Origin of the sequence: Burkholderia sp. HI2761, assembly GCF_002223355.1 — a bacterium.
GTDB lineage: Bacteria > Pseudomonadota > Gammaproteobacteria > Burkholderiales > Burkholderiaceae > Burkholderia.
The window spans coordinates 86,840-99,062 of the sequence record NZ_NKFN01000002.1; the positions used below are offsets into that span (position 1 = coordinate 86,840).

Annotated in this window: 12 protein-coding genes; all 12 read left to right on the top strand. The window is 63.7% G+C overall.

The window, feature by feature from the left end:
- The first annotated feature begins 8 nt into the window (after window positions 1-8).
- The 12 genes from CFB46_RS04600 (at window position 9) to CFB46_RS04660 (ending at window position 12,209) form a co-directional block, all read left to right on the top strand.
- On the top strand, window positions 9-902 hold the full coding sequence (locus CFB46_RS04600) for a ParB/RepB/Spo0J family partition protein (protein ID WP_027783159.1): 894 nt from the start codon (window positions 9-11) through the stop codon (window positions 900-902).
- Window positions 903-912: 10 nt separating this feature from the next.
- Entirely contained in the window at window positions 913-2,043 is a 1,131-nt protein-coding gene (locus CFB46_RS04605) for an SLC13 family permease (protein WP_027783160.1), read from the top strand.
- Window positions 2,044-2,605: 562 nt separating this feature from the next.
- On the top strand, window positions 2,606-3,133 hold the full coding sequence (locus tag CFB46_RS04615; protein ID WP_027783161.1) for an ATP synthase subunit I: 528 nt from the start codon (window positions 2,606-2,608) through the stop codon (window positions 3,131-3,133).
- 111 nt (window positions 3,134-3,244) lie between these two features.
- Window positions 3,245-4,096 (top strand): F0F1 ATP synthase subunit A, encoded by an 852-nt coding sequence (gene atpB / locus CFB46_RS04620; protein ID WP_027783162.1) that lies wholly within the window; start codon window positions 3,245-3,247, stop codon window positions 4,094-4,096.
- Window positions 4,097-4,171: 75 nt separating this feature from the next.
- Complete coding sequence (gene atpE, locus CFB46_RS04625; protein ID WP_025990054.1) at window positions 4,172-4,441, top strand: F0F1 ATP synthase subunit C; 270 nt, start codon at window positions 4,172-4,174, stop codon at window positions 4,439-4,441.
- A gap of 127 nt (window positions 4,442-4,568) precedes the next feature.
- Complete coding sequence (locus tag CFB46_RS04630; RefSeq protein WP_027783163.1) at window positions 4,569-5,039, top strand: F0F1 ATP synthase subunit B; 471 nt, start codon at window positions 4,569-4,571, stop codon at window positions 5,037-5,039.
- 2 nt (window positions 5,040-5,041) lie between these two features.
- Window positions 5,042-5,581 (top strand): F0F1 ATP synthase subunit delta, encoded by a 540-nt coding sequence (locus CFB46_RS04635; protein ID WP_027783164.1) that lies wholly within the window; start codon window positions 5,042-5,044, stop codon window positions 5,579-5,581.
- Window positions 5,582-5,625: 44 nt separating this feature from the next.
- Window positions 5,626-7,167, top strand: a complete 1,542-nt coding sequence (gene atpA, locus CFB46_RS04640) for a F0F1 ATP synthase subunit alpha (RefSeq protein ID WP_027783165.1) — start codon at window positions 5,626-5,628, stop codon at window positions 7,165-7,167.
- 71 nt (window positions 7,168-7,238) lie between these two features.
- Window positions 7,239-8,114, top strand: a complete 876-nt coding sequence (gene atpG, locus CFB46_RS04645; RefSeq protein ID WP_027783166.1) for a F0F1 ATP synthase subunit gamma — start codon at window positions 7,239-7,241, stop codon at window positions 8,112-8,114.
- Window positions 8,115-8,189: 75 nt separating this feature from the next.
- On the top strand, window positions 8,190-9,584 hold the full coding sequence (gene atpD / locus CFB46_RS04650) for a F0F1 ATP synthase subunit beta (protein ID WP_027783167.1): 1,395 nt from the start codon (window positions 8,190-8,192) through the stop codon (window positions 9,582-9,584).
- 216 nt (window positions 9,585-9,800) lie between these two features.
- Window positions 9,801-10,226, top strand: a complete 426-nt coding sequence (locus CFB46_RS04655) for a F0F1 ATP synthase subunit epsilon (protein ID WP_027783168.1) — start codon at window positions 9,801-9,803, stop codon at window positions 10,224-10,226.
- 255 nt (window positions 10,227-10,481) lie between these two features.
- Window positions 10,482-12,209, top strand: coding sequence for an AMP-binding protein (locus tag CFB46_RS04660; protein WP_089499377.1), 1,728 nt, complete (start codon window positions 10,482-10,484; stop codon window positions 12,207-12,209).
- Window positions 12,210-12,223 lie beyond the last annotated feature (14 nt).

A 12,223-nucleotide genomic window follows, 5' to 3' on the forward strand; every position in this document is an offset into this window, starting at 1 on the left:
AGAAAGACATGAACGCGGTACCAAAGAAGAAGGGCTTGGGACGTGGCCTCGAAGCGCTGCTCGGCGGCAGTGCCGATATCACCGAAGCGGTGAAGATCGAAGGCGCACCGAACACGCTCGCGCTCGGCAAGCTGCAAGCCGGCAAGTACCAGCCGCGCACGCGGATGGACGAGGGCAGCCTGCAGGAGCTCGCGGCAAGCATTCGCGCGCAGGGCGTGATGCAGCCGATCCTGGTACGGCCCATTTCATCAGACAAATACGAGATCATCGCGGGCGAACGGCGTTTCCGTGCCGCGCGTCTGGCCGGCCTCGATGAAGTGCCGGTGCTCGTGAAGGACGTATCCGATCAGGCTGCCGCCGCGATGGCGCTGATCGAGAACATCCAGCGCGAGGACCTGAACCCGCTTGAAGAGGCGCACGGTATCCAGCGCCTGCTCGACGAGTTCGGTTTCACGCACGAACAGGCCGCCGAATCGGTCGGCCGTTCGCGCAGCGCGGTGTCGAACCTGCTGCGCCTGCTGAACCTCGCGTCACCGGTGCAGACGATGCTGCTGGCCGGCGATCTCGACATGGGGCACGCGCGCGCGCTGCTCGCCGTCGATGCGGCCACGCAGATCACGCTCGCGCATCAGGTGGTCAACAAGCGCATGTCGGTGCGCGAGACCGAGAAGCTCGTCGCGCACACGACCAGGGAAGCGCCGGCCGTGAAGGCGCGTGCGAAGGACGATGGCGGCCGCGATACGCGTCGCCTTGAAGAGGAGTTGTCCGACCTGCTCGCGTCGACGGTGAAGATCAAGCTCGGCCGTCGCGGGCGAGGGCAGGTGCTGATCGACTTCGGCAATCTCGACGCGCTCGAGGGCATTCTCGCGCGACTGCGCGGCAACGTCGCGACCGAAGAGTAACGGGCAACCCATGGAACAGATGGGCACACCGGCGCCGCGCCGGTGGCTCGGCTGGCTTGCGCAGGAACCGGTGCTGTCGGTGCTCGCGCTTGGCCTGATCGTGCTGCAATGGGTGCGCCCGCAACCATTTTCGGTACTCGCCGATCGCGTCGACTGGCAGACGGTCGCGACGCTCGCGGGCCTGCTGATGCTGACCAAGGCGCTCGAGCTGTCCGGCTGCCTGATGTGGCTCGCGCATCGCATCGTGCATCACGTGCATTCCGAACGCGGGCTCGCGTTGCTGCTCGTCGGCTTCGCCGCGGTGTTGTCGATGTGGCTCACCAACGACGTCGCGCTGTTCGTGGTCGTGCCGTTGATGGTGTCGCTACGCGCGCTGACACCGCTGCCGTTCCGGCGGCTCGTGATCGTCGTTGCGCTGGCCGTCAATGCGGGGTCCGTCGCGACGCCGCTCGGCAATCCGCAGAATCTTTTCCTGTGGCAATTGAGCGGCGTGTCGTTCGGCCGCTTCGTGGTCACGCTCGGGCCGCTCGCCCTCGCGCTGATGGCGCTGCTGCTCGTGCTGACTGCGCTGATGTTTCGCGCGAAACCGCTCGACCTGTCCGGCGACGCTGCCGCCTTTCCCGTACAACGGTTGCATGCGCTGATCGCGGCGGTGCTGTTCGCCGCGTTCGTGCTGCTCGCGGATGCGCACCATCCGCTGCCGGGCCTCGTCGGTGTCGCGATCGTGCTGCTCGCCGTCAAACGCGACGCAGTCCTGAAGATCGACTGGCTGCTGCTGCTGATCTTCGTGCTGATGTTCGTCGTGTTGCGCAGTGCGGCTGCGCTGCCCGTCGTGCACGACGCGATCGCGCACGCGCAACTCGATTCGCCGCTGCGTGTCTATGCCGCCGGCGCCGTGCTGTCGCAGGCGATCAGCAACGTGCCGGCTGCGATCCTGCTGTCGGAGTTCACGCACGACTGGCGCGCGCTTGCATTCGGCGTATCGGTCGGCGGCTTCGGTTTTGCGATCGGTTCGCTCGCGAACCTGATCGCGGTGCGTCTCGCGAAGGAGCCGCGCATGTGGCTGCCGTTCCACCTCGTGTCGATTCCGTTCGCGCTGGTGAGCGCGGTGCTCGGCGCGTGGCTGCTCATGCACGGTTGAGCGAGGCCGGTGCGTGCGGCACAGGTGTGCCGTTCGGGTGACGAGCGGGGCGCACGGCGTTCGCGGCGATCAGGGCTGTTGATAAGTGCCGCAACCCACAGTCGAACATCTGTGGCGGCGCGACAACTGACTGGACGAATCGATGCGCGAACCTCCGGTCGAATCTCGCGGGTCGCGCGCGGTGGTCCGGGCGCGGTGTTCCGCTTGTTCCGCCGCGTCGCGCCGGGCCGTTCCCGACCGCTGCACTGCAGCGAATTCGCGGCGGCGGTCGCGCCGCTTCCTCCTGGTCCCCATCGGGCATCGCTTCCCGCCATGCTGCCCGTCGCCGGATTTGTTCGAGCAAGAACTACCGGTGCCCAATCTGACCTTACAACTGTCATCGTACGTCATCGAATCGCGTGTTTTTCCACATGATGACGTGTCGTTTTACGCCGGTTTTTATCACGTCTAAAGCCTTGAATCACTTGCAACTATCGCTTACAATCGCCCGGATTTGTTAGCTAGGCACCCCCGAAAGCTTTCGGAAAGTTTGGGGCGGATTGGGAATTTGCGGAAGGTTGCGATGGCGAGTCAGGAGCCGATCGAAGGTCACGACAAGCACAGCGCGCGCCGCACTCAACCGGTGGTCGACGGGCGGCATGCCGCCGACGACGAATGGGATGCCGAGCAGCAAGACAATACAATCGTTCCGCTTACGCGGGCAGAAGCGGAGACGCTGTTCGGCCCGGACGTGAGCCGACCCTCACGGGTCACGCCTTACCGGGTGGTGATCGCGCAAGTGGTCTTGTCCCTGGTTGCAACGCTGGCGTGGTGGCTGTTTTCCTCGAAGCCGCCGGGCGCCGCTGCGCAATCGGCATTCATGGGCGGAGCGATTGGCTGGCTGCCGAGCGCATTGTTCGCGGCGCGTTTGAGGCGAGGCGGTGCCGACACCGTGATGGGCTGGGTGGTCGGTGAAGTAGTCAAGATGGGTGCGACGATCGCGATGTTCGTGGCGATCGCCGTGTGGTATCCCGGTGTGCACTGGGTGCCCCTGCTGATTACGTACCTGCTCGTGCTGAAAACGTACTGGATAGCGCTGGCCTGGCGATAGGCTTTGAAGTCTTGCGCGGTTTGACCGGAACCTGCGCAGGCGCGTTCCCGCAATAGAGTGTTGCGGCGAAGCGGACGACCGATTTTCGACAATTTGGGTGGCACTAACGATATGGCAACCAGCGAAGGCTCGCGTGCTCTGGATCCGTCCGAGTACATTGCGCACCACTTGCAGAATTTCTCCACCGCGCATCAGACGTCGATTTTCGATATCCACGTCTGGAATCTCGACACGCTGTTCTGGTCGATCGTCTGCGGTCTCGCTACGATTCTGATCCTGTACATGGCTGCCCGCAAGGCAACGCCGGGCGTGCCGGGTCGCTTCCAGTGCGCGATCGAGATGATCGTCGAGATGGTGGAAGACCAGTCGAAGGCCGTCGTGCACGGCAATCGTACCTTCATCGCGCCGCTCGCGCTGACCGTGTTCATCTGGGTCGCGCTGATGAACTCCCTCGACTTCCTCCCCGTCGACCTGCCGGGCCGCATCATCGGCGCGCTCGGTCTGTCGGACGTGATTTCGCACCATCGCATCGTCCCGACGGCCGACCTCAACGGTACGCTCGGCATCGCGCTCGGCGTGTTCGTGCTGATGATCTACTACAGCATCAAGATCAAGGGCGCGGGCGGCTTCGTGCATGAGCTCGTGTCGGCTCCGTTCGGTGCGCATCCGCTGCTGTGGATCCCGAACCTCGGCCTGAACATCGTCGAATACGTCGCCAAGACCGTGTCGCTCGGCATGCGGCTGTTCGGCAACATGTACGCGGGCGAACTGCTGTTCCTGCTGATCGCGTTGCTGGGCAGCATGTGGGGCTTCGGCGCGGACGCGTCGGTGCTCGGCTTCATCGGCCACATCCTCGCGGGCAGCATCTGGGCGATCTTCCACATCCTGATCGTTTTGCTGCAGGCGTTCATTTTCATGATGCTCACGCTGGTGTATCTCGGTCAGGCACACGAGTCGCACTGAGCGGCGGGGCAATCAAGCAGGTTTGTTTTTAGTTTTTTTAATTCCAGTTCCAAGTCTTTTCACAAAGGAGTGATCATGCAAGCTTTCATCGCCAACATCCAGGGTCTGACCGCTATCGGTATCGGCATCATCATCGGCCTGGGTGCTATCGGCGCCTGTATCGGTATCGGCCTGATGGGTGGCAAGTACATCGAAGCATGCGCACGTCAGCCCGAGCTGATCAACCCGCTGCAAACGAAGATGTTCCTGCTGGCTGGCCTGATCGATGCGGCGTTCCTGATTGGCGTCGGCGTGGCAATGCTGTTTGCATTCGCGAACCCGCTCCTGTCGAAGCTCGCAGGCTAAGGTTCCTCGGAAGCATTGCGCCAGGCATCGCCGGCGCAGGGTGGAACGGATGACGAGCGCCAATCGAATTCAGTTTCGACGCGCTCCTCCTCGTTTCAATTTCCGGAATAGCAGATAAGGAAACACCGTGAATCTCAACGCAACCCTGTTTGCGCAAATGGTCGTGTTCCTGATCCTCGCGTGGTTCACGATGAAGTTCGTGTGGCCGCCGTTGATCAACGCCCTCGACGAGCGCTCGAAGAAAATTGCCGACGGCCTCTCGGCTGCGGAAAAGGGGCAGGCGGAACTCGTGGCGGCGCACAAGCGCGTCGAACAGGAACTCGTGCAGGCCCGCAACGACGGTCAACAACGCATTGCCGACGCTGAAAAGCGCGCGCAGGCCGTTGCCGACGAAATCAAGGCCCAGGCACACGCCGAAGCCGCCCGCATCATCGCGCAAGCGAAGGCGGACGCCGACCAGCAAATCGTGAAGGCGCGTGAAACGCTGCGCGGCGAAGTCGCCAGCCTGGCCGTCAAGGGCGCCGAGCAGATCCTGATGCGCGAAGTCGATCAAACGGCCCACGCCCAACTGCTGAATCAACTGAAAGCCGAGCTCTGATCATGGCCGAACTTGCAACCATCGCCCGCCCTTACGCTGAAGCGCTGTTCCGCGTGGCCGAGGCGGGTGACATCGCCGCCTGGTCCTCGCTCGTGCAAGAGCTGGCCCAGGTTGCGCGTCTGCCCGATGTGTTGTCCGTCGCGTCGAGCCCGAAGGTGACCCGTGCGCAAGTGGTGGAGCTGTTGCTCGCCACGCAGAAGTCGCCGCTCGCGGCAAGCGCCGAGGCGAAGAACTTCGTGCAGATGCTGGTCGACAATCATCGTATCGCGCTGCTGCCGGAAATCGCCACGCAGTTCGACGAGTTGAAAAATGCGCGTGAAGGCGCCGCCGATGCCACCATCGTCAGCGCGTATCCGCTGAACGGTACCGAGCTCGAAGGGCTCGTCTCCGGCCTCGAGCGCAAGTTCAAGCGCAAGCTGAAGCCGACGGTCCAAGTCGATTCGTCGCTGATCGGCGGCGTGCGCGTGACGGTCGGCGACGAAGTGCTCGACACCTCGGTTCGCGCGCGCCTTGCTTCGATGCAGGCCGCTCTGGCCGCCTGAGCGCCACGCCGGCACGCAACAGAATTGACTATCAGGAGCGAATAATGCAACTCAATCCCTCTGAGATCAGCGAGCTGATCAAGAGCCGGATCCAGGGCCTTGAAGCGAACGCGGACGTTCGCAACCAGGGCACCGTGATCTCCGTGACCGACGGTATCGTGCGTATCCACGGCCTGTCGGACGTGATGCAGGGCGAAATGCTCGAGTTTCCGGGCAACACGTTCGGTCTCGCGCTGAACCTCGAGCGCGACTCGGTCGGCGCGGTGATTCTCGGCGAATACGAACACATCTCGGAAGGCGACATCGTCAAGACGACGGGCCGCATTCTCGAAGTCCCGGTCGGCCCGGAACTCATCGGCCGCGTGGTCGATGCGCTCGGCAACCCGATCGACGGCAAGGGTCCCGTCAACGCGAAGCTGACCGACGCAATCGAAAAGATCGCGCCGGGCGTGATCTGGCGCAAGTCGGTGTCGCAGCCGGTGCAGACGGGCCTCAAGTCGATCGACGCGATGGTGCCGATCGGCCGTGGCCAGCGTGAGCTGATCATCGGCGACCGTCAGTGCGGCAAGACCGCGGTGGCGATCGACGCGATCATCAACCAGAAGGGCAAGGACCTCATCTGTATCTACGTCGCGATCGGCCAGAAGGCTTCGTCGATCATGAACGTGGTGCGCAAGCTCGAAGAAACGGGCGCGATGGAGTACACCATCGTGGTCGCCGCTTCGGCGTCGGATTCGGCCGCGATGCAGTACCTCGCACCGTATGCGGGCTGCACGATGGGCGAATACTTCCGCGATCGCGGCCAGGACGCGCTGATCATTTATGACGACTTGACCAAGCAGGCATGGGCATATCGCCAGATCTCGCTGCTGCTGCGCCGCCCGCCGGGCCGTGAAGCGTACCCGGGCGACGTGTTCTATCTGCACTCGCGTCTGCTCGAGCGCGCGGCTCGCGTGTCGGAAGACTACGTCGAGAAGTTCACGAACGGCGAAGTGAAGGGCAAGAGCGGTTCGCTGACGGCACTGCCGGTCATCGAAACGCAGGCCGGCGACGTGACCGCGTTCGTTCCGACGAACGTGATCTCGATTACCGACGGCCAGATCTTCCTGGAAACCGACCTGTTCAACGCAGGCATCCGCCCGGCAATCAACGCCGGCGTGTCGGTGTCGCGTGTCGGTGGCGCTGCGCAGACGAAGGTCGTCAAGAAGCTGTCGGGCGGTATCCGTACCGACCTCGCGCAGTACCGTGAGCTCGCCGCGTTCGCACAGTTCGCGTCGGACCTCGACGAAGCGACCCGCAAGCAGCTCGAGCGCGGCCGCCGCGTGACGGAACTGCTGAAGCAGCCGCAGTATCAGCCGCTGCAGGTGTGGGAGCTGGCCGTGTCGCTGTTCGCTGCGAACAATGGCTACCTCGACGACATCGACGTCAAGGACGTGCTGCCGTTCGAGAAGGGCATGCGCGAATTCCTGAAGACGAGCCACGCTGACCTCATCAAGCGCATCGAAGACAACAAGGACTTGTCGAAGGACGACGAAGGCGCGCTGCGCGCCGCGCTCGACGCCTTCAAGAAGTCCGGTGCCTATTGATCCGCGAGGGACACCTTGAAGCGGCGCGGGCCGCATAACGCGCCCGCGCCGCTTCGGTCAAGGAGCAAGCTATGGCTGGAATGAAGGAAATTCGCGGGAAGATCAAGAGCGTGCAAAACACGCGCAAGATCACGAAGGCGATGGAGATGGTGGCCGCATCGAAGATGCGCCGCGCGCAGGAACGCATGCGCGCTGCCCGCCCGTATGCGGAGAAGGTCCGCGCCATCGCCGCGCACATGGGCCGCGCGAACCCGGAGTACCGCCACCCGTTCATGGTGGCGAACGACGGCGCGAACACGGCCGGCATCATCCTCGTCACGACCGACAAGGGTCTGTGCGGCGGCTTGAACACGAACGTGCTGCGCGCCACGCTGCAGAAGTTCAAGGAGCTGGAAGAGAAGGGCCAGAAGGTCGAAGCCACCGCGATCGGCGGCAAGGGCCTCGGGTTCCTGAATCGTTTCGGCGCGAAGGTAATCTCGCAGGTCGTGCATCTCGGCGATACGCCGCATCTCGACAAGCTGATCGGCGCAGTGAAGACGCAACTCGATCAGTACTCGGAAGGCAAGCTGTCGGCTGTCTATATCGGGTACACGCGCTTCATCAACACGATGAAGCAGGAAGCGGTGATCGAACAGCTGTTGCCGCTGTCGTCGGATCGTCTCGAGGGCGACAGCGACACGCCGTCCACGGCGTGGGACTACATCTACGAACCGGATGCGCCCGCGGTGGTCGACGAGTTGCTCGTGCGTTACGTCGAGGCGCTGGTGTACCAGGCCGTGGCGGAAAACATGGCGTCGGAACAATCGGCGCGAATGGTCGCGATGAAGGCTGCTTCGGATAACGCGAAGACGGTGATCAGCGAGCTGCAATTGGTTTACAACAAGAGCCGTCAGGCCGCGATCACGAAAGAACTGTCGGAGATCGTCGGCGGCGCTGCTGCTGTTTAAGCGCGCGCGGGAATTTGACGCTCGGGAAACTGCGCCTTTGCGCGAGTAAAGAATCAGGTATTTAAAGGAAAAGCGATGAGTACTGCTGCTTTGGTAGAAGGCAAGATCGTACAGTGCATCGGCGCCGTTATCGACGTGGAATTCCCGCGCGAAACCATGCCGAAGATCTACGACGCGCTGACGCTCGATGGCTCGGAACTGACGCTCGAAGTCCAGCAGCAGCTGGGCGACGGCGTGGTCCGCACCATCTGTCTGGGTGCATCCGACGGCCTGCGCCGCGGCCTGGTCGTGAAGAACACGGGCAAGCCGATCTCGGTGCCGGTCGGCAAGCCGACCCTCGGCCGGATCATGGACGTGCTCGGCCGTCCGATCGACGAGGCTGGCCCGATCGCCAGCGACGTGACGCGTTCGATCCACCAGAAGGCGCCGGCGTTCGACGAACTGTCGCCGTCGACCGAACTGCTCGAAACGGGCATCAAGGTCATCGACCTGATCTGCCCGTTCGCAAAGGGCGGCAAGGTCGGTCTGTTCGGTGGTGCAGGCGTGGGCAAGACCGTCAACATGATGGAGCTCATCAACAACATCGCGAAGGAGCACGGCGGTTACTCCGTGTTCGCGGGCGTGGGCGAGCGTACCCGTGAAGGGAACGACTTCTACCACGAAATGAAGGACTCGAACGTTCTCGACAAGGTCGCGCTCGTGTACGGCCAGATGAACGAGCCGCCGGGCAACCGTCTGCGCGTCGCGCTGACCGGCCTGACGATGGCCGAGCACTTCCGTGACGAAGGCCTCGACGTGCTGTTCTTCGTCGACAACATCTACCGTTTCACGCTGGCCGGTACCGAAGTGTCGGCACTGCTCGGCCGTATGCCGTCGGCAGTGGGCTATCAGCCGACGCTGGCTGAAGAAATGGGCAAGCTGCAAGAGCGCATCACGTCGACCAAGAAGGGCTCGATCACGTCGGTTCAGGCCGTGTACGTCCCTGCGGATGACTTGACCGACCCGTCGCCGGCCACCACCTTCGGCCACCTGGACGCAACCGTCGTTCTGTCGCGTGACATCGCTTCGCTGGGTATCTACCCGGCAGTCGATCCGCTCGACTCGACGTCGCGCCAGATCGACCCGAACGTGATCGGCGAAGAGCACTACTCGATCACGCGCGGCGTGCAGCAGACGCTGCAGCGCTACAAGGAACTGCGCGACATCATCGCGATTCTGGGCATGGACGAACTGTCGCCGGAAGACAAGCTGTCGGTCGCGCGCGCACGTAAGATCCAGCGTTTCCTGTCGCAGCCGTTCCACGTTGCAGAAGTGTTCACGGGCTCGCCGGGCAAGTACGTGCCGCTGAAGGAAACGATCCGTGGCTTCAAGATGATCGTCGAAGGCGAGTGCGACCACCTGCCGGAACAGGCGTTCTACATGGTCGGCACGATCGACGAAGCCTTCGAAAAGGCCAAGAAGATCCAGTAAGGGCTTGAGTGAGTCGCATGCTGGCGCGTGTCGGCCGGGATGTCAGTCGTCGTTGACTGAGGTTCCGGCCGGCACGCGCCGGCCGCAACATGCTCAACCCGCCGTGCATGAGAGCGCCGCGGGCCGAGAGTAAGCGCTGAAGCGCCAACTCTCGCCAACCACGGCATGGGATCGGAGTAAGCGCTGAAGCGCCGACACCGATCGACAGGAGTCGATATGGCAACCATCAAAGTAGACGTCGTCAGCGCGGAAGAGCAGATCTTCTCGGGCGTGGCGAAATTCGTCGCGCTGCCGGGCGAAGCGGGTGAGCTGGGCATCCTGCCGGGCCACACGCCGCTGATCACGCGGATTCGTCCGGGTGCGGTGCGCATCGAAGTCGAGGGCGGCAACGACGAATTCGTGTTCGTCGCGGGCGGCATTCTCGAAGTGCAGCCGGGCGCCGTGACGGTGCTCGCCGATACCGCGATCCGCGGCAAGGATCTCGACTCGGCGAAGGCCGAGGAAGCGCGCAAGCGCGCCGAGGAAACGCTGCAGAACGCGAAGTCGGATCTCGACCTCGCGAAAGCGCAATCCGAGCTCGCGACCGCGATGGCGCAGCTCGAGGCGATCCAGCGTCTGGCGAAGATTCGCAGCCGGCACTGAGCCGCGCCGCGTATCCCGCGAAAGAAAGCAGCCTTCGGGCTGCTTTTTTTTCGTCTGCGGTTTTCGTCCGTCTTTTTGCGGGCCGGATCGTATCGTCCGGTCGTGCTATTTCACCCGTCCGCCGCGATTCGATGTCAGAGTGTCGTCAGCGGAGCGCGTCATCATCCGCGGTGAGGCCGGCCGTCGCGATCGTCGCCGCGGAGACGGGCGCGGCGCACGCGCGGGCCGATCAGACAAAAACGGACGGAGACATCGATGGCAGCAGACCTTGGCAAGGGGGCGCTGATCGCGCCCGAAAACGGACTGTCGTACGTGCGGGGCGCAACCGACGTGCCGCTATCCGAAGCGACGATCAGCCGGTTCCTGCTCGACACGGCCGGCCGCTTTCCCGATCGTCCGGCCGTCGTGTTCCGCGAGCAGCAGGTGCGCTGGACCTGGCGCGAGTTCGCGAACGAGGTCGACGTGCTGGCCGCGGGGCTCGCCGCGCTCGGGATCGTGAAGGGCGACCGCGTCGGCATCTGGTCGCCGAACCGCAGCGAATGGTTGCTCACGCAGTTCGCGACCGCGCGGATCGGCGCGGTGCTCGTCAACATCAATCCGGCCTACCGCCTGTCGGAACTCGAATACGCGCTGAACAAGGTCGGCTGCAAGGCCGTGATCGCGGCCGAGCGCTTCAAGACGTCCGCCTACGTCGAGATGCTGCAGACCATCGCGCGGGAGCTCGCGACCGCGACGCCGGGCGACCTGCACGCGGCGCGCGTGCCGAGCCTGCGCACGGTCGTTTCGATGGGCGAGGCGGCGCCTGCCGGCATGTTCCGCTTCGCGGACGTGATGGCGCGCGGGCGCCAGGCCGTCGATCCTGCGCTGCTCGATGCGATCGGCGCGACGCTCGAGGCCCACGATCCGATCAATATCCAGTTCACGAGCGGCACGACCGGCAGCCCGAAAGGCGCGACGCTCACGCACCGCAACGTCGTCAACAACGCGCGCTCGATCGCGATGGCGATGCGTTTCACCGAACAGGATTCGCTCTGCATCCCGGTGCCGCTCTATCACTGCTTCGGGATGGTGCTGGCCGTGCTCGCATGCGTGTCGAAGGGCGCCGCGATGGTGTTCCCCGGCGAAGCGTTCGACCCGGTCGCGACGCTCGCAGCGGTGGCCGAAGAACGCTGCACCGCGCTGCACGGCGTGCCGACGATGTTCATTGCGGAGCTCGATCATCCGGAATTCGCGAAATTCGACCTGTCGACGCTGCGCACCGGGATCATGGCGGGCTCGCCGTGCCCGATCGAGACGATGAAGCGCGTCGTGTCGCAGATGCATCTTTCCGAAATCACGATCGCGTACGGGATGACGGAGACGAGCCCCGTGTCGTTCCAGAGCTCGACCGACGATCCGCTGGAAAAGCGCACGACGACGGTCGGCCGCATCCAGCCGCATCTCGAAGTGAAGATCGTCGATCCGGCCGGCGACATCGTGCCGGTCGGCGCGACGGGCGAGCTGTGCACGAAGGGCTATTCGGTGATGCTCGGCTACTGGGACGACGACGCAAAGACGCGCGAGGTGCTGATCGACGGCTGGATGCATACGGGCGACCTCGCGACGCTCGACGAGGACGGCTACTGCAACATCGTCGGCCGCCTGAAGGACATGGTGATTCGCGGCGGCGAGAACGTCTATCCGCGCGAGATCGAGGAATTCCTGTTCCGGCATCCGAAGATCCAGAGCGCACAGGTATTCGGTGTGCCCGATGCGAAGTACGGCGAGGAGCTGTGCGCGTGGATCGTGCTGCGCGCGGACGAGCAGATGACCGAGGACGACGTGCGCGCGTTCTGCAACGGGCAGATCGCGCACTACAAGATTCCGCGCTATATCCGCTTCGTCGACGAACTGCCGATGACGGTGACGGGCAAGGTGCAGAAGTTCGTGATGCGCGACCGGATGATCGAGGAGCTGAAGCTCGACGTGCAGAAGACCGCTTGAAGCGGGACGATGCG